A 24,031-nucleotide genomic window follows, 5' to 3' on the forward strand; every position below is an offset into this window, starting at 1 on the left:
TTATTCAGGGGTTTGTAGTTTCAAGTCCTACTTGGCGTACATCTATCCGGCCCCTGACCTGGGAATACAGGTCAGGGGCCGATACTCGTTTGCGTTCGAAAGTAGCCCTTAGGAGTCTCACTGTCCCGAACTTGTCGGGAAGGTCCTGCGGGGTGACCCCCGGCGCGAGATACAGGACGTAGGCCGCGATCGGCGAAGCCACCGCGACGTCCGTATCGACGCCGGGGGTCCGGTTCAGCGCGATCGGGCGTGCGTACGACCCACAGCGCACGGTTCCGTCCCCGAGTTCGTTCCCGCTGGTGACCTCTTCGGTTGTTGTCGCCTCCGACCCCTCGAACGATCGCCCGGCCCCACACGAGCGCGACTAGCACGTAGAGCGGCACCACCAGCGGCAGCAGCCACGGTTCGCGCACTCCCAGCCCCGCAACGCCGGCGATCACCAGCACCACGACCCACCACCAACGAGTCCAATGCGGCCAGACCCGATCGAGCACCGAGTTCACCTTGTCAAGCACCGCGCAATCGTGACATCCGGACCCGCCCTCCGCAGCCAGATCAGGCAGCCGCTCACCAGAATGCCGGATCTCACGGCCCGGCGACGTCCAGGCGATCAGGGAACCAGGAACGCCGACCGGCTGCGGAACCTGTTCGCCGATGACCACCCGGTCGCGATCGAGCTCACCTGGCGATCTACCATCGCATGATCGCGGCTTACCGCCACCCCGACCCGGCCGCAGGCTGAAGCAAGGCGCCGCGGACGTGCTTGCCTACTTCGAGCGGCTACGCACCAGCAAACGGACCAGCCGAGCACCTGCGCACCTCGGCCCGGGGACTCCGGAATTTGACCACTTAAATTGCCCCAAGCCTGTCCGATTCCGGAAGGTTCAGACCGCAACTACACCGTCAACGGTGAAGAGCGGTCGATCTACCACGCCACCCCGTTTTTGACGTCGCCGTGGTTACGGCCAGGGCGACGTCATACAGCCTCAAAAGACGGGGGTTGCTCGGCACTGGTCACCGGAAAGCCTTGCAGTTCAACGCCAAAATCCGCGTCAAAAAGCACCCGGTCAAGAAAGGAAACCGTAGACAAATCTCGATACACCCACTCATCATCATCGTCGAATCGGATCGCTAGATCCCAGGTTAACGAATCCAACGACCCAACACGCCAATAAAACGTGAGGCCAGCGTCGCTTGATGCCCAAGCAATGACTCCGCCCACCTCATTCGGCCGGAAAGTTTTATTCGGAGCAAGAAGAGCATCTGTTCGCTCAGATCGACGCTTGACGACCTTCGCAATGACATCGGGCGACCACAGAACCAAGTACCCGGAGAACACACCCGGACCGAAGGCGTGAATTATGTCCTTATAATCTTGCGGAAAAACGAACCCGGCGGCATTCTCGATTGCCATCCAATCCATAGGTACACGAGCAGATTCCCGCTGGAACTTCCTCAGCAGATCATCTATCATGACCGTCTCCAATCTCGGATATTGAATTCACCCCACTCTGCCGACGCCAGTTCCACAAGCATAATGACTCAGGTGCTAGGTAGCCGCGTGCCGTTACGCCGCTACGTCGTCGGCCACGAAGTCCGGCTGCAGTACTAGACGGCGAAGAGCCGTATAATTCGGAACCGATCAGAGCTTGCTTCGACTGGTCGGCGTTTCAGCCAGCGCCTCGGTGCCAGACAACGTCGCAGTGAGTTCAACGGCCTCGGCGACAGAAAACAGGTGATCTCTCGAAGCAGCAGGCGATCTAACGACACTCCCCCACGGTAAATCAACGATCGACAATTCAATCGCTCCGCTCTCGATAACGCGGCGCCCACTCGAAAGGTACGTCATGTGACCGAACTTTGGTGCCCTCCCTGCCAACAGATCCCGATCCAACAATCCGTCAAGAATCGAGTCGGATGTCACATCGCCCCAATCCGGGTCCCACGCCGTCACCAACGACTCTAGAAATGAACCAATGATCATTGAAACGGAGTCCAGACCAGATACCTCGAGAACGACGCTGTTCTTAACCTTCCTGGCATTCGAGGTTCCACCCGCTGCCACGGTCATTGCCCAAATAGCGGCATCCGGGCCACATGCTTCGAAGAGCTCCAGCATTCCGACTTCAGGCGCGTCCAGGCTCCTCTCAAGAGCTGAGTCCAGGACCGCTCGCACCGCGTTCACATCCGCCAGCGAGACATCGACTCCATCCGCCGTCCTCCACGGAATTGTGGCGGAAACCAAGCCGTCCAGGGAGGCCCCGAGTGCACTCAACCTCTGTGAAATTTCATCGACGGACTCAGCCCGCGGCCCCCAGAACCCGCGGACCAACATCATCTCATCCATGCTCGCTACCATAGCAAGCCTTCCCTTGATCAGACATGTCCAGAACTCCAGTGCGCTTGTCCTCGCGGCCTCAAGCAACCCGGTTTAGTCCTCCAAATACTGCATCAACTTCTGTTTCGGGATCTTGGGAGCATTCCATCCGCTCCAACTGCTCGACGGATTCACAAACTCCTGATACCGAACCGAGATATCCAGGTCTCGCCTGGCGAACAATCGCTTTGCGGCCTTCATAGTGTCTCGATTTGAGAAGACCCACTCGACGGGATTGTCTCCAGCAGCATTCAATTGTCGCCGCGCCTGATCGATCCATTTCCTAGCCTGAGCGCCATTCACATTTCCGGCCTTATTCAGCATGGCCGAATATCCCATTTTGGCCTCGACGAGTTTGCCATCTTTATAGCCGTCGAACTTGACTTCGTTACCCTTGCCCCGCTTGACCGCGTACTCCATGCCGTCGGTGGATCCTGTAACCTGTTTTTCGAACTCCGCACCAAGCTTCTGCTGGATGTACTTGTGGTTTCGATTGACCTTCTTCCAAGCGCCAGGCTCGCTCGTGGAGCCGCCGCTGGAGCGGCCAGGCACGCCTTGGAACCCTCCGGACTCCATGAATAGCGCGCCTCCTGCGCCGGCAACACCAGCCATGACGCTTGCGCATCCGATGCCTACGGCAGCGCCCACCACTGTTGCGGTGCCGGCCGTTCCTACGGCGATGGCGGAGCCGAGACCGACACAGCCAACGGTGCCGACTGCCGCGCCAGCGATCATCGCGGCGCCGGCGAGCGCGCCCTTGTTCTGATCGAGCCAGTCCCCAGCCGTACCAAGTGCATCCCCCGTGGCTTCAAGGGCGTCGCAAAGGAAACTGCAGTCATCGCTCTCGTGTCCGTCAAGTTCGATCTGGCTGATCGGGTTCCCAGCCCCAAAGGCGTACCGATTTGACGTGAACGGATCTGTCCCCAGCCCCATGTCGGCGAGGGCACCGTTGTACATGTCGCGGGTGGTGAAGGTGTTCAAACCCGGCGCATAGTCGCGGAACCCCATGTCGTAGGTACCGGAGCCAGCATCCCAACGCTTGCCGTTGAACCGGTACGCGTTGAACGACTCATCCGCCGGAGACTCGGGATTGGCGGGGTCGGGCTTGTCGATGCCGGTGAACTCGGCCTCGTCGTTGTCTCCGTAGGCGGTGTAGCCGTAGGTCGCGACAATCTTGCCAGTGTCGTCGGTGACGGTCTCGACGTCGGTGTGGGCGTTGTAGCCGTAGTAGCCGGTCTCCCCTGCTTCGACACCGGCCTCGGTGTCGGCCTGGTGGGTGACCTGGGAGAGCCGCTGACCCCATGGTGAGTACTGGTAGGACTTAGTCAGCTCTCCAGCGACTTCCTCGCCCAGGACTTCCTGGGAGAGGCCGAGGTAGGTGTAGTCGGTCTTCTTTCCGCCGGTTCCGGAGGTGGTCTTGGATGCGGTCCGGTCCAGCGGGTCGTAGGTGTACCGCGTGGCCTCGAGGACCCCAGCGTCGTTGGCCTTCTCGGCGACCTTGACGTGGTCGAAGCCGTCATACGTGGTCCGGGAGATCGTCTTCCCGCCGCCCACGACGCTGGTCTGGCGTCCGAAGGGGTCGTACCGGTAGGACGCGGTCTGACCATCGACCGTGGAGGACAACAGGCGGTTGCGGTCGTAGTTGAACGACGTCGACGTGCCACCCACCGTCTGCTGGATCACGTTCGCGTTCGCGTCGTGAACGTAGGTCTCGGTCGAGGCGTTGTGACCGGTCTTGGTCTTCTTCGAGAGCCGGTCGACCGGGTCATAGACGTAGGTCGTGGTTGAATCCAGGGTCGCGGATGCGTCATCAGCGTTCCGCTTGGAGGCGACGTCTTCGAGCTGGTTGCCGTTCGCGTCGTACTTGTAGGCGTGCGAGGCGACAAGGGCGCCCGCGGACGTCTCCTCACGCATCGACTTCAGGGCACCGTCGGACTGGAAGGCATTGGTGGTGACGTTCCCGTTGCCCTTGGTGATCGTCTTCTGACGGCCGAGGGTGTCGTAGGTGTAGTTGGTGACCTTCGCTGCCTTGGTGTCGTTGAGGTCATCGACGGTGACCTTGGTCAGCAGGTTCCTCGGATCGTTGTAGACATAGTCCGAGGCCTGGTCCGGGTGCGCGACCGTGAGCGGCTTGCCCAGGTTGTTGTACGTGTAGGACGTGGTCGCCGCCGGCGACCCGGCCAGGTCCTCGCGGACGGACTTGATCTGGTTCAGCCCGTCATAGGCCATCGCATAGGCATCGGCGTTCTTCGCCGTGCCGCGCGATGTGTCGGTGATGTCGGTCAGATTGCCGTTCAGGTCGTAGCCGTACGCGAAGGCTTTGTCCTCAGCGTCAGTGTCCGCGGCGTTGTCACGCACCAACCGGACCGCGTCGGCGACCACAGTCCCGCCCGCAGACGGAGCGAGCGCGACGGTGATCTTTTCGCCCTTGGACAGGTTGACCGTGCCCAGGTTGTTCCAGGCGGCTGCGCCGGAGGCCTGGTTGGCCGTGTAGTTCACGTCCGTGCCTGGGTCGGTCGAGCCGGCCGGGGCGTGGGTCAGCGTGTACTTCGCATCCGTGGCAGCACCCGAGACCTGCGGCCAGGTGGCAGCCACGGTGTAGGTGCCATCCGCGGGGACATCTAGGGTCCAGGTGAACTTGTCGGTCGAGCCCGTGGCTGCGGCATGGGTGCGGTGGCTGGTGCCCTGCTGACCCGTCGCGGACGCCTTGGTCCAGGTCCCGGTCATCTCGTAGAGACCGTTGGTGTCATCGTCGGTCACCACCGAGTGGGAACCGACCGGGACACCGTCATCGGCCTTGGCCTTGAGCTTCCCGTCGGGGTAGTAGGCCCACGTCATCGTCCGCGACGCGGAGCCGTCGGCCGAGGTCAGGGTGCGGGCGGTCTGCGCGCCGAGATCGTCGTACTCGTAGCGGGTCTTGATCCCCCACGCATCCGTCGAGGCCTTGATCCAACCATTCGCGTAGTAGTCGACCGTCGACTCGTTGCGGACCGTCTGGCCGTCCGAGGGCGGCAGACTGGTCTTCACCGGCCGGCCGGCAGCGTCGTACGTCGTCTCGGTGAAGATGTTCGGATCGTTGAAACGCGCATCCGACGGGTCATAAGGCTGGTACGAGCGCACCGGACGGTTGAGCTCGTCATAGGCCGTGCGAGCGACGAAGTCGTCCTCGTCCGCGGTCTGCGCACCACGTGGCGTCGTGACCCGGGTCGTGTTGCCGACCTCGTCATACGCATACCGAGTCGTCCGGTAGACCGTGCTGTCGCCGGTGCCGGTCCACGGGGTCTTGGTCTCGACCTGGGCACCACGCTCGTCATAGGACGTGTACGCGGTGTGACCCTCGGCGTTGGTCGTCGACAGAGTCAGACCATCAGCGTCGTACTCGGTGCTGGTGGTGTTCCCCTCGGCATCCTTGACCGTGCGCGGCTGGTGGTTGAGGTCGTAGGTCGTCTTGGCCGTGTAGTCGGTCGTGTCAGTCGACTTCGTCTTGGACGGGTCACGGACCTCGACGACGTTGCCGACGGTGTCGTAGTCGTACTCGATCCGGTCGCCGTTCGCGTTCTCGACAGCGGTCTGCTGGTAGATCGCGTCGTAGAAGTAGCTGGTGACGAAGTCACCGACATCGGTGGTCGCGGTGCCCTTCGGCTCGGTGGCCTCGAGCAGGTTCCCGACCGTGTCGTAGGTGAACTTCGAGACCCGGGCCGCGCTCGCGGAGGTGTCCTTCGGAGCGGTCGACTCTCTCACCTGGTCGGCGGCGTCGTAGGTCGCGGTCGAGACCGCGCCGTTGGGAGCAGTCGAGACGGTGACGTTGTCGTTCGCGTCGAAGACCGGCGCCGGCGTGGTGACCGTGCGTTCCGCGGAGACCTTCGTGGTGCCGGCGAGGGGGCGACCGAACGCGTCGTAGGCCTGGGTCACGACGCCGTCGAGCGGGTCGCGGGCCTCGGTGACCAGGCCCCGCGCGTCGTACTTCGTCGTGGCGATCTTCCCCAGTGCGTCCTCGGTCGTGGCCGGATAACCGACTGGGGTGTAGTCGCGATACTTCGTGACGTTCTCGTTCGCGTCCTTCGCGGTCAGCAGCTGCCCGAACGAGTCATAGGTGTACGTCGTCGTGTAGTCGCCCTCGACCGTCGTGGTCAGGCCCTTGCCGTCGGTGACGGTGAGGAGGTTGCCGTACTCGTCGTAGGAGAACTGGTTCTTCCGGCCGGCCGGTGAGGTGGTGCGGAAGATGTCGGCGGCGTAGCCGTCGGCGCGAGTGGCGTACTCGTACACGCTCGAGCCGGCAGGAGCAGTCGCTGCCGTCTGACCGGCAGCACACTCGGACGCGGCGGGCGCGCCACCGTTGGCCTTGTTCTGCTCCGGGTCGCGCTGCCAGATCGGATAGCCGGTCTTCGGGTCGTAGCAGTAGGCGGTGACCGCGCCGTTGTCCTCGGTCAGGGTGCGGGTGTTGTTGTCGCCGTCCCAGGTCAGCTCGACCTTCTGGTCCTTCGCGTTCGTCACGCTCCGGGGTCGGCCGAGGTTGTCGGAGACGTACTTCGTCGCATGGGTCTCGGAGTCGGTGACCGTGGTGTCGACCCACGTGTCCGTGGTCGCATTGGTGACGTAGTCGAAGCCGGTGGTGTGGTTCAGGCGGTCGGTGATGGTCTGCAGGGACCAGTGGTCCTTGGGGTCATCGCCCTGCGAGGGGGCGTAGTAGTCCATCGACGTCGAGTTGCCACGCGGGTCGGTGACCTTGGTGAGCTTGACGTTCTTGTTGCCCTGGTCGGCGTCGTAGGTGAACCGATGCGTCTTCGCGATCGAGTCGCCGGCAGCGTTCTTCGCACCGGCCCCGTCGACCATCCGGCCCATCAGACCCTGGGTCGTGTAGTAGAACTCGACCCGGCGGCCCGAGATGTCGGTGATCGCCTTGACGTGGTCATAGATCTTCGAGTTCGACAGCTTCCCGGACTCGGTCACCAGGTTGCCGGTGGCCGGATCGACGTGGGTGTAGCCGGACTGGCCCTTCTCCCAGTAGTCGATCTCGAGAGTGCGGCGCCCCGAGGGGTCGGTGATGTAGGTCAGGAACTTCCGCGGCTGGTTGTTGGACTTGCGCTCGGTGTAGGTGAACGTCTGGGTGTTCCCGTTCTTGTCCACCACCGACGTCATGTAGCCGTCACACCCGAAGATGAACCGGGTGCCATCGGGGCGCAGCAGCGTCCAGGCGTCCGGGATCGGGTCCTTCTCCGGCGTACAGTCCAGACCCGCCTTCGGGGTGAGCCGGTAGTTCACGCCCTTGGGCGCGATCCACTCCCCTGTCGTGGCGTCCTTCTTGAACAGGTGGGTCGTGCCGTCACCATCAGGGAGCCGGATCTCGGTCGGTCTCGGATTCGGGTGGAAGTCCAGCGGAGCGCCCAGACGGGTGATGCCGGCGATCTGGCCGGACCAGCCGAAACCGAGGACGGTGTCGGAGGTGTCCTGGGAGTTGTAGGCGAACCGGGCGAACGTCGACAGACCACGGCCCGGGTTCGAGAAGGCGTCGTAGGACCAGACCGCGTTGCCGGAGGCGACGTTGCCCATCAGGGTGCCACCGGCGCCCGTGTTCTTCCCGACGTAGGAGTAGAACGACTCCAGACCCAGCTGATCGCTGGTCGGTTCCTCGACCGCGACCTCCTGCTTCAACCCGGGTGCCGCAACCGCCCCGGTGGCGGCGTCCTCGACCTTCCAGGTCAGCGTGTAGTCCGTGCGTACGTTGTCGGTGTCGGAGTCGGCGGGGGCCTTGACCTTCGCCGAGACGGTCTGGGACTGGCCCGGCGCCAATGCGCTGGGCATGGTCGTCTTCAGCTTCGTGGTTCCGGTGACATCGGTGCCGTCGGGCAGCTGCCACGAGTAGGTGAGCACCTTGCCCGAGGCAGCCCAGTCGGCGGCGGTGGTGTTGGTGACGGTCACCGGCACCGTGGCGGTGGCGCCGGCCGCGACCCGGGTCGGGGTCGAGGGCGCGTAGTAGGTGTCCTCCGGCGTGGCATCGACATAGATGACCCGAAGGAGCGGGCCGAGCTGCCAGTCCGGAGCCTCGGCGGAGAGCCATAGTGTCCGCTCCTGCGGGCCGGTGGAGGACTCGTCGGCGAGCTTGACCAGCGCACCCCGGTTTCCGACCGGGTTGTTCACCCACCGCTGGGTCATCCCGGTCGCGTCCCACCAGTGGCGGCCCACGTCATGGACCGACTCCACGATGTCGGCCGTGTTCGGACCGAAGTCACCACCCGGCGTCGACCACGCCGTCGACCCGTCGGTCGTGTTCCAGGTCGCCCCGGTCTCGGTCCACGCACCCGCCGTCATCCGGCGCAGCTGATAGGTCGCACCGTCAGATCCAGTGGTGGTCTCGGCACCCCACATGAACATCCGCGACTCCAACACCTTCGCCGTGGCCGGGATCGGTGTCGTGTCGAACTTCATCAAGGCCCGTGCGTTGCCATAGGACGGCGACGAGTTCCCGACCGAGAGCCACGACTGCGGCCCGTAGATGTTGATCGTGTCCAGATTCGTGGTCGGCTTCCCCGACGACAACGTCGTGTCCGTGACCTGCGACGGGCCTTGGATCAGCCGCATCGTCCGACCCGCCTTCGGCACACCGACCAGACGCGTCGGCGATCCGATCAGCTCGTTCGCCTTGGTCTTGACGACGATCTGGTAGTAGTAGCTGCGGCCGATCTCGCTCGTCGACGAGTCCGCCGTCGGAGTCGCGGTCGTGTCCGTGAACGAGGTCGCCGACGCGCTGATCGGCGCCACCAGCGTCGCAGCGGACGGGTTGAACGCCTGCTTCGTCGAACGGTGCAACTGATACTCGACGATGTCGTCGTTGCTCGAGCCCGTGCTGTTCACGTACGCCGGCCAATGCAGCTCCGGACCCGTCGAGTGGACCACCTGCGGCGACTCCAACGCGGTGCCGACCTTGCCGTAGGTCACCGTCAGCCGCGGCAGCGTCGAGGTCTCGCCGCCGTAGTCGCCATCACCCGCCTCATAACGCGGACCACCCAGCGGCGCCGTGCTCGACTCGTCGGCCGCCCGCAGCACGAACCCGTAGTTGCCGACCTTCCCGTCCAGCATGTTCTGAACCGGCTGCTTGAGACTGAACTTGTGCCAGGAGTTGAACTGGTTGACCGGCTTGGTCACCGTGTCGTTGACATAGTTCGACACCAGACCCTTCGTGGTGTTCCAGGTCGCCGTCGACTCAGTCCAGTCGCTCAGCGCCCGACGCACCTGGACATCAATCGCATTGCTGTTGGTCTCGTGCGCCTGGTCGAAGTAGAGCTCCATCGTTGCCGCCGTGATCGGCGTGTTCGCCGGGATCTCCGTCAACGGGAACTTGATCAGCGACCGCGCCTTCAACCCACCCGACCCGACACCGACCGAGAGCTTCCACGAGGTGTTGTAGTTCGTGTCTGGGGCCGTCGAGATCACCATTGCGTCCTGCGAGGCGGACGCGTTCGGAGTGATGGTGATCGTCGGGTCGATCCGGATCTCACCCTCACGCTCCGCCGAGGTCAGCCACTCCATGTCCGGCTCGAGCTCGACCTTCCACGTGCCGTCCTCGTCCAGGAGGCGCTGCTTCACCTTGCCCGAGTAAGAGGTGCCGTACGGCGAGGATGCGTCCTTCTTCTCATCGGTCATGTAGGCGGCCGGGATGACCATGACCGGGGTGTTCGCGAGCTCGCCGTAGATGCCGATCGACCCATCGGCGTGCTCGACCGGGTAGAGGTCCTTCGAGACATCGAGGGTGAAGGTGTAGACCAGCTGCTCGGTGCCCTTCGCGGGAGCCTCGTCAAGGACGATGAACTCCTGGACGCGACCCGGGCCGGTGACGTACTCGAGGTCGGTGCCCTTGCCGAACGCGTCAGCGTAGACGACCTTCGAGCCCTTCGCGGATGGCTTCAGGCTCTTCGCCTCGACCCCGTCCAGACCCAGGGTCGCGGTCTGACCTTCGGGCGCGGTGAACTTCACCAGCTTCTCGGGCCGGTCCGAGAACCAAGAACGACCGCTGTTGGTCGTGTTCGCGAAGACGAACGCCTTGTCAGCCGAGGTGCCGACCGTCGTGTCGATGGGCTTCCACGTGGCGCTCTTCCCCGAGCCCGACCGGTACGAGGTCGGTTTCGGGGACAGCTCGACCTGGGTACGCCCATCGCTCAGACGCCAGTAGCGGGCGCTCTCGGACCGCTTCGAGGTCAGCTCCTTGACCCGCTTCGCCTTCGGGTCGTACTTCGGCGCATGCCCAAAGGTCGACTTGTGCTTGCGGTCCTTGACCGACGAGCCCTTGGCCACCGGCGCCGGATCGAGGTCGTCCTCATCGGCCTCTTCGCCCGCAGAGTCGTCATCGCCACCGAACAGGTCGCTGAACCAACCGCCGCCGTCATCGTCTTGCTCAGGCGCTGAGGCCGCCTCACGGGCTGCCGCAGCGTCCGCTTCCGAGACGTTGTCCTTCGCCGAGGCCGGCGAGATCGGCGCAAGGACTCCCAGCACCAGCGCCACTGCCGTGACCGCGACCAGCACGGCTCGCCGAACTGCGTGGCGTACGACGGCAAATGAGGGGGACAGACGACCAAGGCGACCGAGACGGCCCATGACGCACTCCTGCAGGCTCAACAGTGGGGGATGCCTATGCCCGTCCCGATACGGCACACATGCAGGCTCGAATCTTTACGAAGCGGCGAGCGGCGGCGCCACCTTCGCCAACGAACTGTTGCGCTTTGAATTCCTCTGCAACGGTTTCGTGTCATCTATCGACAGACAACTTCTAAAAGCCCCCCGAAATCGGTTTAGATGCCTCCGCCCCACACTCGGCGGGGCCCTCGGCGTCCACTCAGGGAGGACCACATCAATGCACACCAGCTGGATCAAGGCGCTCCTCGCCACTGTCGAGCACGGCAGCGTCGAAGCCGCCGCGCGAGCGCACAACATCACTCGGCAGGGGCTCCGCAAGCGGATCTCCAACCTCGAGACCGCGACAGGGGTCAAGCTCCTTGCCAGCAGCGCTCGCGGGACGCTCACGAAGGCCGGCGAGAAGCGGATCCAGAAGTTTCGGCAGATCCTCGCCACCACAGATGAGGTCCTCAACCTAGAGAAGGCCGCCTGACCCAAGACGGCGGCCGGAACGATTGTTCCGGGCTCGTTACCGTTACGCATCCCCCACGAAAGAAAGTCGATGTCTCTCTCGTTCAGCCCCTCGAAGAAGGCGATGCTCGCGTCGATCGTCGCGTTCGTCACCGCGACCGCGGCCGCGGTCGCCTTGTTCGTCAACAACGCCGATGCGTCCACCAAGGTCGTGCTCGACGGCGTCACCGTCACCGTCCCCTATGGCGGGACGCAGGTCGTCACCGTCAACACCAAGTACAAGACCCACGCCAACGTCCGCTACTGGACCAAGGCGAACGGCCGATGGACCCAGCAGTTCATGACCGTCAAGGGCCGAATCGGCGCTGGCGGCGTCGTGCCGCGCGCCGAGCGCAAGCAGGGCACCAGCACCACCCCGCTCGGCACCTTCAGCCTGATGTCCACCTTCGGTAGGCACGCCAAGGCGAGCACGCAGAAGCTGTCCCACCGTCGCATCACCAGCGACCTCTACTGGGTCCAGGACAACAACTCGCGCTACTACAACCGCTACCGCCTCAAGTCCAAGGGCGGCTTCCGCCACTGGCTCCCGGCAAGCGATGTGAACAGCTCCGAGCGGCTGGCCTCCTACCCGACCCAGTACGAGTACAGCGTCGTCATCAAGTACAACTACACCAACCCGGTCCGCTACCGCGGCTCCGGCATCTTCCTGCACGTCAACGGCTCCGGCGCCACCGGCGGCTGCGTCAGTGTCCCGCGCTGGATGATGAAGGAGCTCTTCACCGAGCTCGACCCCACCAAGAAGCCCGTCATCGCCATCGGCGCCTGAGGGGCTCACTGCCAACGACGACTGTCGAATCCCGTCGCTGCGGCGGAGACGCCCACGTCGGTGAAAGAAACTTTTCTTTCACCGACGTGGGCGTCCTGCATCAAGAAGCGCCGACCGCGCGGAGGACGAACTCCTCGACCCGATCCGCGGACACCTGACGAGCGCCGAGGACGGCGTGGATGAGGGCGAGGGTGGCGCCGACGTCGGTGACGGCGAAGATGCCTTGCTCGGCACCCTGCTCGAGGATCTCGGCGAGGACCTGCTCGACGGCGACGACGTGCTCGCGGATCTCCTGGCGAGCCTCCGCGGGGAGCGCGCCGTAGACCTGGGGGCCGAAGCCCATGTGACCGCGCTGTTTGTGGAGCGGGGTCTCGCCGAGGCTGAGATGGCTGCGTACGTAGATCCGCAGCCGTTCCGCCGGTTGCTCGCTCGCGGCGAGCTGAGCCTGCAGGGACGCGACGTACTCCGAGGTCTCGTGGGTGGCGAACGCGACCATCACCGCGTCGCGGTCCTTGAAGTGGTGGTAGATCGCGGTGCGTCCGATCCCGGCGCGCTCTGCCAGCTTCGACATGCTGATGGCGTCATAGCTGCCTTCGATCATCAGCTCCGCGAACGCGGCGAAGATCCGCTCGCGCACCAGCCTGCGGTGCTCGAGGACGTTGTCCGCTGCGATACGGGGCACGGGCGGACCTCAGCTCACTTGCGATAGACGTCGAGGCGAGCTCCGAGCTCCTCGAAGAGGGCCTGGTTGAGACTGAACGCGACCTGGACCTCCTCGACGATGCGGATCTTCTCCGCGGGGTCGAGATCCAGCGCGTCCAGACGCGCGCGGTAGCCGTCCTTGTAGGGCTTCGGCTTGGGGATCTCGGCGAACTCGTAGAACGCCACCCCTTCCCCGTCGAGCTCGAAGAACCGGTCGAGCAGCCGGCCGATCGCCTGGCCGCCGGAGAGGTCACCCAGGTAGCGGGTGTAGTGGTGGGCGGCATAGAGACCGCCCCAGGCACTTGTGGCCTCGATCCGAGCAACGTACGCATCGGCAGCCGCCGACTCCACGGCGTCGCCACCGACCCCTGGCGCCCACACGGCCAGGTCGGCATCGATTGCGGCCAGCCGCTCCAGGGCGACGTCGTGGACGGCCTCGGCGACGGCATCGGTGGCGGCCAGGTCCCGGCCCACCGTCTCGAGCGCGACGTAGACCTTCCGTAGGCGCAGCAGGTAGTCGGCGTACCCCTGCTCGTTGACCCGGCCGGCCAGCAGCTCCTCCATGAACGACGAGCTCTCGGCTGCGGTGTGCTGGATCCGGGAGCCCTCGCGCATCAGCGCGGAGAGTGGAGCGTCGGACATCTCATCGGCGAGGAGTGCGGACATGTGTGCTCCAGTCGGGTCGGGCGGCAGCGATCGGCGGTCCGCCAAAGATACTGACACACTGTCAGAAAGTCGGCAAGGTTCTAGTTAGGCCACCCTAACAAAACCGCCCAAAGCGGTGAGCAATCGCGCAATGGACCAGCTTGTTGAGATGCCTACAGCACATTGTTCACGAACCCGAGAGCACAACGCGATGACCACAACATGCCCAGGCGTCTCTGACGTTCAGGTGTCGATCACGACGAAGATCCACAAGGGGTCCGATCAGGTGCTCGAGGACGAGGTGTTGCCGCGAAAGTTACGGCCGATTTCGCGGGTCATCCGGGCGCTGCGTACGCCTATGCACCTCCGATCTGACGTGGCTAGACTCCCCGCTTCGTCACGGCGAGTCACAGCAACCGGGGGGCTGCAGAGGCTGACTTCTACTCGTCGTGCCCTGTCATCGACAGTTATCAACATCATTGGAGAAGTCACTTGCCCTCCCCACTCTCGGTCCGCGGAGCCGCCCTTGCTGCGGCGACCGCGATGATCGGTCTTTCCGTGACCGCGGCCCCGGCGACTGCGGCGGAGAAGCCCCAGGCCAAGGCCTCGTCGGTCGCTCTGACCGTCGACGTGTCCGACAAGGTCAAGGTCGACACCGGCCGCTACACCGCCACCTACAACGGCAAGAAGACCGTCAACTCGGGCACCAACAAGCCGGCGATGCCTGTCCTCGCGGGCGACCAGCAGCTGCTCTCGGTCGGCGTCTTCGCCCAGGACGCGGCCGCTACCCTTCAGAACGGCACCGCCTACTCCGGCGCCTGCTCGGCCCTCGCCGGCAAGGGCGCGACCCTCGTCTCGATCGGCGACGGCTCGAGCTGCGTCAAGCCGGGCGAGGCCGTCACGGTGAACCTCGCCGAGCTCGACCTCAACAAGCTCGGCGCGACCACCGACTACCTGCTCAACGACGAGAGCAAGGACTTCCACGTCAAGCTCGGCCCGGTCAACGACCTGGTCCAGACCGTCGTCTCCGGCGTGCTCACCAAGGTCGGGGGCCTCTCGGTCGGCGTCGACCTCGACGCCGCGGAGAGCACCTGCATGGCGCAGGGCACCAAGTTCAAGGGCAAGACCCAGCTCAAGAACGCCGCCCTCACCGTCAACGTCCCCGGCAAGGGCGACATCAAGGTCGCTGACCTGCCGGCGAACCCGAAGAAGAACACGACGGTCGTCCCCGATCTCTCCCCGGTGACCGACGCCGTCCTCGGCCGCGTCGACACGCTGCTCCAGTCGGGCCTCAAGAAGGACGTCGGACTGGGCGACATGAGCGTCTCGATCCGCGTCGACCTGATCGAGCACATCAAGGAGCAGCTCGCCGTGCTCCTGAAGGGCCTCGAGACCGATCTGGTCAAGCTCACCATGAACAAGCAGACTCTGAACAAGCAGGCCGGGACCGCGAAGTCGCTCGAGGTCTCCGCCCTGGACATCAAGGTCCTCGACGCGGTGAAGAAGGTCGGCGCCCCGACCGCCGCCAACGTCGCCATCGGCACCAGCACCTGCGGCACCAACGGGCTCACCCTCTCCGAGGAGAAGGCCGCTGCCACCGGTGACAAGAAGAACGTCGACGTCGTCGTCTCCGGCGACAAGTCCGACCCGGACACGAGCCTCGCGGTGAAGCCCGACAACGCCCCGGCCAACGCCGAGCTCGACCTGCTCTCGTCCCCGGCCGCCAAGGGCGGGTTCGCCGCCGGCGCGCTCGCGCTGCTCGTCGCCGCTGCCGCCGCCACCCGGTGGTTCCTGCTGCGGCGCGCCCAGGCCTGATCAGACTGATCAGTACGCACCTGTAGCACCGCCGTAGAACCTGCGGCACCCGGAGTCCCGGGCCAGGCATCGAGCCTCGGCCCGGGATTCCCTTTTCTCCTGGAAGGCGGAAGGTTCTGGGCGGCGCGCCTGCGTGCCACCCGCCATGGGATCCGCCAAGGTTGAGCCGCCCCGACACTCCCCAAGGGCGCCCTTCCCCCTCTCTCTGGAGTCACCTCATGCTGCGCCCGTTGGCGACCCTGTTCGCCGTCGCCCTCCTATGTTCCGGCTGTGCCGAGGTCTCCGAGGCCGACACCGCTGTCCAAGCCGGATACGGCGCCGGCAGCGGCGAGGAGGTCAGCCTTCCGCTGGCCGAAGCCATCGCGAAGCTACCGGTCGCCGAGGAGATCACCTCCGGTTACGAGCGCGACAAGTTCAAGCACTGGGTCGACGCCGACGGCGACTGCCAGGACGCGCGCCACGAGGTGCTCCTCGAGGAGTCGAGGAAGAAGGCACGCGGCAGGTGCGAGGTGACCAAGGGCGAATGGTTCTCGGAGTACGACGGCGTCACGCTCAAGCGCCCCGGCGGCCTCGACATCGACCACATGGTCGCGCTCAAGGAGGGCTGGGAGTCCGGCGCCCACGCGTGGAGCGACGAGGAGCGAGAGGCGTACGCCAACGATCTCGGCGACCCGCGCGCGCTGATCGCCGTCACCGCCGCGACCAACCGCAGCAAGGGTGACCAGGACCCTGCCGACTGGATGCCCGACGCCCCGGCCTACCACTGCACGTACGCCGCGGACTGGGTCGCCGTGAAGATCCGCTGGAGCCTCTCCGCGGACCGGGCGGAGAAGGCTGCGCTCGAAGACATCGCCGCGGGTTGTGACAATCCCGAGATCACAGTGCGACTGGCCCAGGCGAACCCGCCGGCGGGCGGCGAACCGACAGTGAGACCGGGCGGCGAGGACCCGCGCTTCGACACCTGCGCCAAGGCGATCTCGGATGGGTACGGGCCGTACCGGAAGGGTCGTGACCCGGAGTACGACTGGTACCGCGACGGCGACAAAGACGGATCTGTCTGCGACAGTTGACCCAGACACCGGGATTCCGCAGGTCAGAAGGGATACCCCAGGCCGTAACGCACGGGGTTACTCGGCCGTTGGGTGTGACGAAGGTCTAAGGGAGGGATTTACGTGCGCACAAAACTCATCGCGCGAGGGACTGCGGTAGCAGCCGCAGCCGCCATGGTCGCCTTGTCGGCCGCACCTGCGAGCGCCGCCACGGTGTCACAGGCGTCCGCGACCGCGCTGAGCCTCGAGCTCGCCAACGCCGGCGCGACGGACTCAGGCACCTACGCCGTGACCAACGACGGCTCCACCGAGTCCTCAGAAGGCACCAACAAGCCAGTCATCAACCTGCTCGCCGGCCAGGAAGCGATCCACGCCGGCACGTTGGCCCAGGACGCGGTCGCCAAGCGCAACGCCACCTCGGCAGCCTGCTCGGGTCTCGCCGGTGACGGTGCGACCCTGGTCGCCGCGGGCTCCGGCAACTGCCTCAGCGGCGGCGACAACATCAAGCTCGACGCAGCCAGCCTCGACTTCAGCGAGCTGGAGGTGATCCAGTCCGATCTGTTCCAGGGCATGGATGCCGAGGTCCAGAAAGCGCTGAAGCCGTTCCAGACCGAGATCACCGGCGCGCTCGACCAGCTCCTTGCCCCCGTGGTCGACGGGTTGGACGGCTCGGGTCTCTACGTGGACCTCGGCGCCGTGCAGAGTCACTGCACCGCCAGCGACGACACGGCGCGCGGCGACAGCACGATCGCCAACTCGTCCGTCTACGTGGTCCTGCCCGGTGGTAAGCGGGAGACCATCGTCGACCTGCCGGTCGACCCCTCGGTGAACCAGAAGGTCGTCACCGACCTCTCCGGCGTGGTCGATGTCGTGATCAAGGGCCTGCGCACCCAGCTGGCCAACGGCCTCGGCGGCGCGCTCCAGCCGATCGATCCCGTCGTCGTGGAGCTGCAGAAGCAGGTCCTCAACACGCTGCTGACCTCGATCGAGGGCCAGCTCGCGCCACTGGAGGAGAACGTCCTCGACATCACCCTCAACGCCCAGGACACCTCTCCTGGCGCGATCACGGTGACCGCGCTCGACGCGAAGGTCCTGCCGGCAGCCGAGGCCGTCGTCGGCGGCAGCGTGGCGCACCTGACCATCGGCACCAGCAGCTGTGGCCCGAACAGCCCGGCTCCGAAGACGGTCGTCAACAACCCGCCGCCCAAGGCAGCCAACCCGCCGGCCACGGTCCCGACCGTGGTGACCGCCGGGATGGAGAGCTACGACGACGGCAGCGCCGGACGCACCGCCCTCGTCGCCCTGCTGCTCCTCGCGGCCGCGGGCGCCGGCACAGCGACGTACCTCCGCATGTTGCGGCGTGGCTGACACTGCCAGTGACTCGCCGCCGCGGCTTGCCGCGGCGGCGAGCGGACTCTGGACCGCGTTGGTCGTGCTCGCCGTCGCGATGGTGCTGGCCGGCCTGATGTGGCCGAGCGGCAGCGCCGCGGTCGAGGTGCCACCCGGCGCCCCGAAGCGTCTGGAGCTGCCCGGGCTGAACACCAAGGCCAGGGTCGTCCCGATCCGGCTCGACGGCGAGGTGCTCGATCCCCCGCGCAACCCGCGCGAGATCGGCTGGTGGGTCGGTAGCGCCAAGCCTGGCTCGGCGCAGGGTCAGACGGTCGTCACCGGCCACACGGTGCACACCGGCGGCGGCAGCCTCAACAAGCTCGACCACATCGAGGAGGGGCAGGAGGTCGACATCGTCACCAAGGACGGGACCTTCCAGCACCAGGTCGACTCCGTCGAGGTGCTCAGCCGCAAGGAGCTGGCCGAGCAGGCCCAACGCATCTTCGGTCAGGACCACGGCGACGGCCGACTGGTGGTCATCACCTGCACCGACTGGAACGGGTCGAGCTACGACAGCAACATCGTCGTGTTCGCACACCGGTTCAACGCGCTACCTTCGTGACGCCGAGTCGGCGCATCTGACCCCGTGCCTGGCGAAGCGAAGCGAGCCAGAGGGGTCGGATGCGCCGACTCGGCAGTAAGAATCTAGAGATACAACCCAGTAGACTCGTCAGCGATCCGCTCCGCCGCAACAGCGTGCACATCGCGCTCGCGCATCAGGACGTAGACCTCTCCGGCGACCTCGACCTCGGGCTTGTCGTCGGCGTCGAAGAGCACCCGGTCGCCGATCTCGACGGCGCGCGCGTGCGGACCTACCGCGACCACGCGTGACCAGGTGAGCCGCCTGGCGGCCCCCATGGCGGCCGTCGCCGGGATGACGATGCCGCCCGACGAACGGCGCTCACCGGCGTCGGCCCCGACCTCGACCAGCACCCGGTCGTGGAGCATCTTGATGGGGGTCTTGTCGGTCACGTCCGTCATTGCCTTGCTGGTGTGGGGGGGGTCAGTTGACCTTGGTGATCTTACGCAGCGTCGCCATGAGCACGATGGTCCCCACCACCCCGCCGACGGTCTTCGCGATGTTGCCCATCTTGGGCTCACCGGAGATCGGGTCGACGTAGACCGCCTTGACGGCCGCCACCTGGCGCTGGACGATCGTCTTCGGGCTGCCCCGGTAGATCAGCTCGTCGATGGTGCCTGCGAGCCGCTCACGGATCTCTTCGATCTCGGACTCGAGCGAGGAAGTCTGGTCCTTGGACATGCGCAGACCTTAGCAACCGACGTACGTCCGCTGCGTGCTCCACCGCTGCGGTTCGCCTGGGAATGTTCGCGAGGCATGCCCTAGGTTGGCTCCATGACGCGTCTCGAGCCGGGCGATGTGGCCCCTGACTTCACTCTCCCCGACGACACCGGCGCGGAGGTCTCGCTCAGCAGCCTCCGCGGTCGCAAGGTGATCGTCTACTTCTACCCCGCCGCGATGACCCCCGGCTGCACCAAGCAGGCCTGCGACTTCACCGACTCGATCGACTCGCTGAAGGCAGCCGGCTACGAGGTCATCGGCGTATCGAAGGACAAGCCCGCCAAGCTCGCGAAGTTCCGCGAGCGTGACGGGCTCACCATCACCTTGGCCTCCGACGAGGACCTCTCGGTGCACAAGGCGTACGACGCCTACGGCGAGAAGAAGCTCTACGGCAAGGTCGTCGAGGGCGTGATCCGCTCGACGTTCGTCGTCGATGAGGAAGGCAAGATCGAGGTCGCGCAGTACAACGTCAAGGCGACCGGCCACGTGGCCAAGCTCCGCCGCGACCTCGGCCTGGCTTCCTAGGGGCTAAGTCCTACTGCTGGTCGCCGGGCTTCTGGAAGTCCGGCGGCGGAGGTACGTCGCCCGGGATCTCCTTGGGCGGCTCGACCACCACGGGGCCGGCGCCCCACTTGGTGCCGGTCTCCTTCAGCCACTCGCCCGCGTGGGCGGCGGCGTCGGTCGCAGCGACGCCGACCTGGAGCAGACCCGACAGCGCCTGGTTGCGCGGCGAGTCGGCGTCAGCTGCGGACCCGATCTCGACCCGCTTGGCCTCGATCTGCGCCTTGAACTCGCCAGCCTTCTCGACGGTCTTCTCGCCGCCGGTGACAAGGTGAGGCGCCGACTTCACCTTGGCGTCCTCAACAGCGGGCTTGGCGCCTTCGACGCCCTTCTGGACGCCATCGCGCCAGTTGGACGCGTTGTCCTTGAACGACATGAGTTCATCCCTCTCCATGGATGGGGTGTTGTGCTTCCATCCTTGGGGGTCAGGGGCCTGTTGTCCATCAGGATCGTCCCTGGGACGCCCCGGGTCGGACCCGGACTCTGTGTGCCGAAGGCGGGACTTGAACCCGCACGCCCTAGAGCACAGGAACCTAAATCCTGCGTGTCTGCCAATTCCACCACTTCGGCCGAGCGGCGATCAGTCTAGATGCTGACGGCCCCAACTCGACAGCTGGCGGGGCGGGAATTGCCTCGGCGCCCTAACCCCCAACCAGCGCGTACTTTCCCCGGCTCGCACCGCTGAAGTTCGGTGTCTGACTGTGGCAGTTGGGGCACAGGAACCGAAGGTTGCTGGCGACGTTGTTATGGAAGTCGCCGTCAATGTGGTCGACGTGCAGTCGAAGCGGTCTGCCCCGCCACTCGTCGCCGCAGCCACATTCAGAGCACACGTACGGCCGGCCTATCTCGAGGAGTGCCCGCCTCAGCATGGGTGGCTTCGCTCGGCCGCTGCCTGGCGGGCGGACGACGAGGATCTCCTCCGGCGAGTGTCGAGCATGTGCCCCCGAGCCGACGTATCGAACGAAGTGGCTCGTGTCGATGCCCATCTTCTTGAGCATTCGGCTGATGTGGGCATGGGTGCCACCCGCCTGATTGAGGCCTAGGTGTCGCAAGACACCGGCTACGGACGTCGAGTTGTCGACGGCCTCTTGCAGCATCTCCTGCGTGTACTTCCGCCAAGTCATACCTCGACAGTAAGCCTGGCCGCCGACAATTTCGGCGGCCAGGCGCTGTCAGCGATGTATCAAGATCGCGATCAGGCGACGTTGTACTTGTCGCCCTCGGCCTTCGGGCCGGTCGCCCAGAAGACGATCAGGACGATGGCGCCGACACACGGCACCAGGGCGATCAGCCACCACCAGCCGGAGCGGCCGGTGTCGTGGAGACGACGGGCTCCGACGGCGAGGTAGGGGACGAGGACAGCGAGCTGGAAGAGACCGGCGACGTACGTCACGGCCTCGACCTGGTTGCCGATGCTGCCGAGGATGATGCTGACGACCCACACGAACAGGGCGACCCACCAGAACTCGGACCGGCTGGCGCGGCCCTCGAAGGAGGCGTACTTCTTGAAGAAGCGCACGATGGCGTCGCGGGGCGACGCGCCGCGGAGCGGCTGGCTCAGCGGCAGTTCGCCCACGGAGCCAGCACCGTACGGCTGCTGCGGGGGCGGGGGCGGCGGGTAATCCGTCACTTCGGATTTCTCCTCGTTGAGATGGGTTGGATGTGCGAAACCTAGTCGGGACGGGCATCGGGGTAAAGGACCAGGGGCCCTAGGGTTGAGCCATGACCACGCTCGTCCTCGCTTCCAAGTCCCCCGCTCGGCTGCAGACGCTGCGCAGCGCAGGCGTCGAGCCGGTCGTCATCGTCTCCGGAGTCGACGAGAGCAAGCTCGACGGACTGCCGCCGACCGAGCTCGCGCTCGGGCTGGCCGAGCTCAAGAGAGACGCGGTCGCCGGCCGGCCGGAGGTCCCTGCCGGAGCGCTCGTGCTGGGCTGCGACAGCGTCCTCGAGCTGGACGGGAAGCCGCTGGGGAAGCCCAGCGACCCCGAGGAGGCGACCCAGCGCTGGCGGGAGATGCGGGGCCGCAGCGGCGTGCTCGTCTCAGGCCATGCGCTGATCGACACCGCGACCGGTCGACAGGTGTCGCAGACCGCGGCCACGACGGTGCACTTCGCCGAGGTGAGCGACGAGGAGATCGCGGCGTACGTCGCGACCGGTGAGCCACTCCACGTCGCCGGGGCGTTCACGATCGACGGGCTCGGCGGAGCGTTCGTGACCCGGATCGAGGGCGACCATCACAACGTGGTCGGGCTGAGTCTGCCGCTGCTGCGCGATCTGCTCAGCCGGCTCGGTCACGCGTGGCCGGATCTGTGGAACCGCTGAACTGTTCACGACGGTCCGGGGCGACAAGGATCGCCGCGCCATCCACGGCGCCGAGCTCGGCGGCAGCCATCTCCTCGACGCTGCCGTAGACCTGGGTGTAGCGGATCGGCCGACCGAAGACGAACTTCCGGAACAGGAAGAACCGGGCGATCTGGCCCAGGATCACCCCGACCACGTTGGCCGAGAGGTTGTCGGCGATCGCGCTGTCCCAGCCGAGCACGCTGCGGGTGACGTACAGACATCCGATCGGGAGCAGCATCGTGACCGCGTTGATGACGACGTAGGCGGTGAAACCACCGTCAGCGTGGTCTGAGGTGCGGTGGCGGAAGGTCCAGCGGCGACTCAGCTCATAGCTGATCAGCATGCCGACCGTGTTGGCGATGATGTAGGCGGGGATCGGCTCCCCGTTCATCGGCCCGGCACCCCTGAAGAAGCCGTGGACCAGCCCGTTGAACAGCACGAAAGCGACTGCTGTCGCGATTCCGCCGACCATCATGAAGCGGACCGCCTCTCCTAAAAGGCGGGTGCGACGCAGCCGTCCCAGCAGCTGTCCCCCGAACACCATGTGGTCACAGTAAACGGTCAATGGTGAGATGGCTCTTGATTTCAAGCGACCTCGTCTCCGCGAGGAACGAGCGGGGACGAGCGGAGACGAGATCGAGCGAGCGCACGTCCGAGCCTGCGAGGACGTGACTGCGTGTCGAGATCTCTTTGTGGGTTTCGTTCAGCCCACAGGGAGAATCAAGCTCATTCGACCGGCAGGCCGAGACCTCTTGCGATCAGCATCCGCTGCACCTCGGAGGTGCCTTCGCCGATCTCCAGGATCTTCGCGTCGCGGTAGAAACGAGCCACCGGATACTCCTCCATGAACCCGTAGCCACCGAAGACCTGCGTGGCGATTCGGGTCGCCGTGACGGCCGACTCGGTGGCGTACAGCTTGGCAGCGGCGGCCGCCTGCTTGAACTCCTTCATCGTGACGGCACCCGAATCGAGCCCGGACTTCATCGCCGCGGCCTCGTACGTCATCAGGCGCGAGGCCCGCAGCATGACCTCGAGGTCGGCGATCTGGAAGGCGACGCCCTGCTTGCGGCCGATCGGGCCGCCGAAGGTCTGCCGCTCCCCGGCGTACTCCAGAGCCATGTCGCGGCACGCCTGGATGCAGCCGACCGCGAGCGCGGCGATCGCCACGCGGCCGTCGTCGAGGGTGGCCAGGAACTGGGCGTAGCCGCGGCCGCGCTCACCGAGGAGGTGGTCGGCCGGCACCCGGGCGCCGTCGAAGGAGAGCGGGTGGGTGTCGGAGGCGTGCCAGCCGAGCTTGTCGTAGCCCTTCTCGGCCGTGAAACCGGGCGTGCCCGAGGGGATCATGATGGTGCTGATCTCGGGCTTGCCGTTGTCGCGGGTGCCGGTGCGGGCGGTGACGGTGACGACCGAGGTGATCGATGAGCCGGAGTTGGTGATGAACTGCTTGGCGCCGTCGACGACCCACTCCTCGCCGTCCAGGACGGCCTTGGTGGCGGTCGCGCCGGCGTCGGAGCCGGCCCCCGGCTCGGTCAGCCCGAAGCCGGCCAGCTTCTTGCCCGCGACGAGGTCGGGGAGCCACCGCTCCTTCTGCTCGTCGGTGCCGTAGGTGAGGATCGGGTTGATCCCGAGACCGACGGCGGCCTCGAGCGTGATCCCGATCGACTGGTCGACACGGCCGAGCTCCTCGATCGCGACACAGAGCGCGACGAGGTCACCCTCGCCCCCTCCGTACGCCTCGGGAGCGGTCAGGCCGAACAGGCCCAGCTCACCCATCTTGTGGACCACATCGACGGGGAAGTGGTGGTCGCGGTCCCACTGCGAGGCATGGGGCGCGATCTCCTTCTGGGCGAAGTCACGGACGACGGCACGCAGCTCTTCGTGCTCGGGCTGGAGAAAAGCGGTCACGCATCCCAGGTTAGCGCTTATTAACCTGGGATGCGAGACCC

General features: G+C 65.6%; 20 protein-coding genes and 1 tRNA gene. 8 read left to right on the forward strand and 13 right to left on the reverse strand.

Going from position 1 to position 24,031, the window contains the following annotated elements:
- Positions 1–976 precede the first annotated feature (976 nt).
- The 3 genes from H5T77_RS18375 to H5T77_RS18385 all read right to left on the reverse strand — a co-directional run bounded on the left by H5T77_RS18375 (position 977) and on the right by H5T77_RS18385 (position 10,966).
- A complete protein-coding gene (locus H5T77_RS18375; RefSeq protein WP_292651672.1) occupies positions 977–1,474 on the reverse strand; it encodes a hypothetical protein in 498 nt (165 codons plus the stop codon).
- A 168-nt stretch (positions 1,475–1,642) separates the two neighbouring features.
- A complete protein-coding gene (locus H5T77_RS18380; RefSeq protein ID WP_292651674.1) occupies positions 1,643–2,347 on the reverse strand; it encodes a hypothetical protein in 705 nt (234 codons plus the stop codon).
- A gap of 84 nt (positions 2,348–2,431) precedes the next feature.
- Positions 2,432–10,966: a DNRLRE domain-containing protein gene (locus H5T77_RS18385; RefSeq protein WP_292651675.1), complete on the reverse strand. Its 8,535-nt coding sequence runs from the start codon at positions 10,964–10,966 to the stop codon at positions 2,432–2,434.
- Between the two features lie 256 nt (positions 10,967–11,222).
- Here H5T77_RS18385 and H5T77_RS18390 point away from each other — a divergent pair, with 256 nt between their 5' ends.
- On the forward strand, positions 11,223–11,477 hold the full coding sequence (locus H5T77_RS18390; RefSeq protein ID WP_292651676.1) for a LysR family transcriptional regulator: 255 nt from the start codon (positions 11,223–11,225) through the stop codon (positions 11,475–11,477).
- Positions 11,478–11,546: 69 nt separating this feature from the next.
- The gene (locus H5T77_RS18395; protein ID WP_292651677.1) at positions 11,547–12,281 is read left to right on the forward strand and encodes a L,D-transpeptidase family protein; all 735 of its coding nucleotides are present in this window, start codon (positions 11,547–11,549) and stop codon (positions 12,279–12,281) included.
- A 100-nt stretch (positions 12,282–12,381) separates the two neighbouring features.
- Here the strand turns inward: H5T77_RS18395 and H5T77_RS18400 are convergent, their stop codons facing one another.
- Together H5T77_RS18400 and H5T77_RS18405 are read right to left on the reverse strand one after the other, a co-directional pair.
- The gene (locus tag H5T77_RS18400) at positions 12,382–12,963 is read right to left on the reverse strand and encodes a TetR/AcrR family transcriptional regulator (RefSeq protein WP_292651679.1); all 582 of its coding nucleotides are present in this window, start codon (positions 12,961–12,963) and stop codon (positions 12,382–12,384) included.
- A 14-nt stretch (positions 12,964–12,977) separates the two neighbouring features.
- Complete coding sequence (locus H5T77_RS18405; RefSeq protein ID WP_292651680.1) at positions 12,978–13,649, reverse strand: biliverdin-producing heme oxygenase; 672 nt, start codon at positions 13,647–13,649, stop codon at positions 12,978–12,980.
- A gap of 471 nt (positions 13,650–14,120) precedes the next feature.
- On the opposite strand from H5T77_RS18405, the gene H5T77_RS18410 reads away from it, so the two are divergent.
- The 4 genes from H5T77_RS18410 to H5T77_RS18425 all read left to right on the forward strand — a co-directional run bounded on the left by H5T77_RS18410 (position 14,121) and on the right by H5T77_RS18425 (position 18,443).
- Positions 14,121–15,443 (forward strand): hypothetical protein, encoded by a 1,323-nt coding sequence (locus tag H5T77_RS18410; protein ID WP_292651681.1) that lies wholly within the window; start codon positions 14,121–14,123, stop codon positions 15,441–15,443.
- 218 nt (positions 15,444–15,661) lie between these two features.
- Complete coding sequence (locus H5T77_RS18415) at positions 15,662–16,513, forward strand: GmrSD restriction endonuclease domain-containing protein (protein ID WP_292651683.1); 852 nt, start codon at positions 15,662–15,664, stop codon at positions 16,511–16,513.
- Positions 16,514–16,705: 192 nt separating this feature from the next.
- Positions 16,706–17,860, forward strand: coding sequence for a hypothetical protein (locus H5T77_RS18420; RefSeq protein ID WP_292651685.1), 1,155 nt, complete (start codon positions 16,706–16,708; stop codon positions 17,858–17,860).
- A complete protein-coding gene (locus tag H5T77_RS18425) occupies positions 17,853–18,443 on the forward strand; it encodes a class F sortase (protein ID WP_292651687.1) in 591 nt (196 codons plus the stop codon). The genes H5T77_RS18420 and H5T77_RS18425 overlap by 8 nt, the downstream gene beginning before the upstream one ends.
- A gap of 83 nt (positions 18,444–18,526) precedes the next feature.
- Here the strand turns inward: H5T77_RS18425 and H5T77_RS18430 are convergent, their stop codons facing one another.
- Positions 18,527–18,862: a GroES family chaperonin gene (locus tag H5T77_RS18430; protein WP_183541411.1), complete on the reverse strand. Its 336-nt coding sequence runs from the start codon at positions 18,860–18,862 to the stop codon at positions 18,527–18,529.
- 22 nt (positions 18,863–18,884) lie between these two features.
- Positions 18,885–19,142 (reverse strand): DUF3618 domain-containing protein, encoded by a 258-nt coding sequence (locus H5T77_RS18435; protein WP_292651691.1) that lies wholly within the window; start codon positions 19,140–19,142, stop codon positions 18,885–18,887.
- A 93-nt stretch (positions 19,143–19,235) separates the two neighbouring features.
- Here H5T77_RS18435 and bcp point away from each other — a divergent pair, with 93 nt between their 5' ends.
- Positions 19,236–19,706, forward strand: a complete 471-nt coding sequence (bcp, locus tag H5T77_RS18440; protein ID WP_292651693.1) for a thioredoxin-dependent thiol peroxidase — start codon at positions 19,236–19,238, stop codon at positions 19,704–19,706.
- Positions 19,707–19,716: 10 nt separating this feature from the next.
- On the opposite strand, the gene H5T77_RS18445 is transcribed toward bcp, so the two are convergent.
- From H5T77_RS18445 to H5T77_RS18460, 4 genes are all read right to left on the reverse strand, one after another.
- On the reverse strand, positions 19,717–20,118 hold the full coding sequence (locus H5T77_RS18445; RefSeq protein WP_292651695.1) for a hypothetical protein: 402 nt from the start codon (positions 20,116–20,118) through the stop codon (positions 19,717–19,719).
- 112 nt (positions 20,119–20,230) lie between these two features.
- Positions 20,231–20,312, reverse strand: a tRNA-Leu gene (locus tag H5T77_RS18450).
- A gap of 71 nt (positions 20,313–20,383) precedes the next feature.
- Positions 20,384–20,866 carry an HNH endonuclease signature motif containing protein gene (locus tag H5T77_RS18455; RefSeq protein ID WP_292651697.1) on the reverse strand — a complete coding sequence of 161 codons (483 nt, stop codon included), beginning with the start codon at positions 20,864–20,866 and terminating at the stop codon, positions 20,384–20,386.
- A 71-nt stretch (positions 20,867–20,937) separates the two neighbouring features.
- Positions 20,938–21,372: a DUF805 domain-containing protein gene (locus H5T77_RS18460; protein ID WP_292651699.1), complete on the reverse strand. Its 435-nt coding sequence runs from the start codon at positions 21,370–21,372 to the stop codon at positions 20,938–20,940.
- Positions 21,373–21,464: 92 nt separating this feature from the next.
- Between H5T77_RS18460 and H5T77_RS18465 the strand changes: the two genes are divergently transcribed.
- The gene (locus H5T77_RS18465) at positions 21,465–22,064 is read left to right on the forward strand and encodes a Maf family protein (protein WP_292651701.1); all 600 of its coding nucleotides are present in this window, start codon (positions 21,465–21,467) and stop codon (positions 22,062–22,064) included.
- Here the strand turns inward: H5T77_RS18465 and H5T77_RS18470 are convergent.
- Complete coding sequence (locus H5T77_RS18470) at positions 22,021–22,629, reverse strand: GtrA family protein (RefSeq protein WP_292651702.1); 609 nt, start codon at positions 22,627–22,629, stop codon at positions 22,021–22,023. The two genes, H5T77_RS18465 and H5T77_RS18470, sit on opposite strands and share 44 nt — an antisense overlap.
- A gap of 182 nt (positions 22,630–22,811) precedes the next feature.
- On the reverse strand, positions 22,812–23,990 hold the full coding sequence (locus H5T77_RS18475) for an acyl-CoA dehydrogenase family protein (protein WP_292651704.1): 1,179 nt from the start codon (positions 23,988–23,990) through the stop codon (positions 22,812–22,814).
- Positions 23,991–24,031 lie beyond the last annotated feature (41 nt).

Source organism: Nocardioides sp., from assembly GCF_014360585.1.
Taxonomy (GTDB): domain Bacteria; phylum Actinomycetota; class Actinomycetes; order Propionibacteriales; family Nocardioidaceae; genus Nocardioides.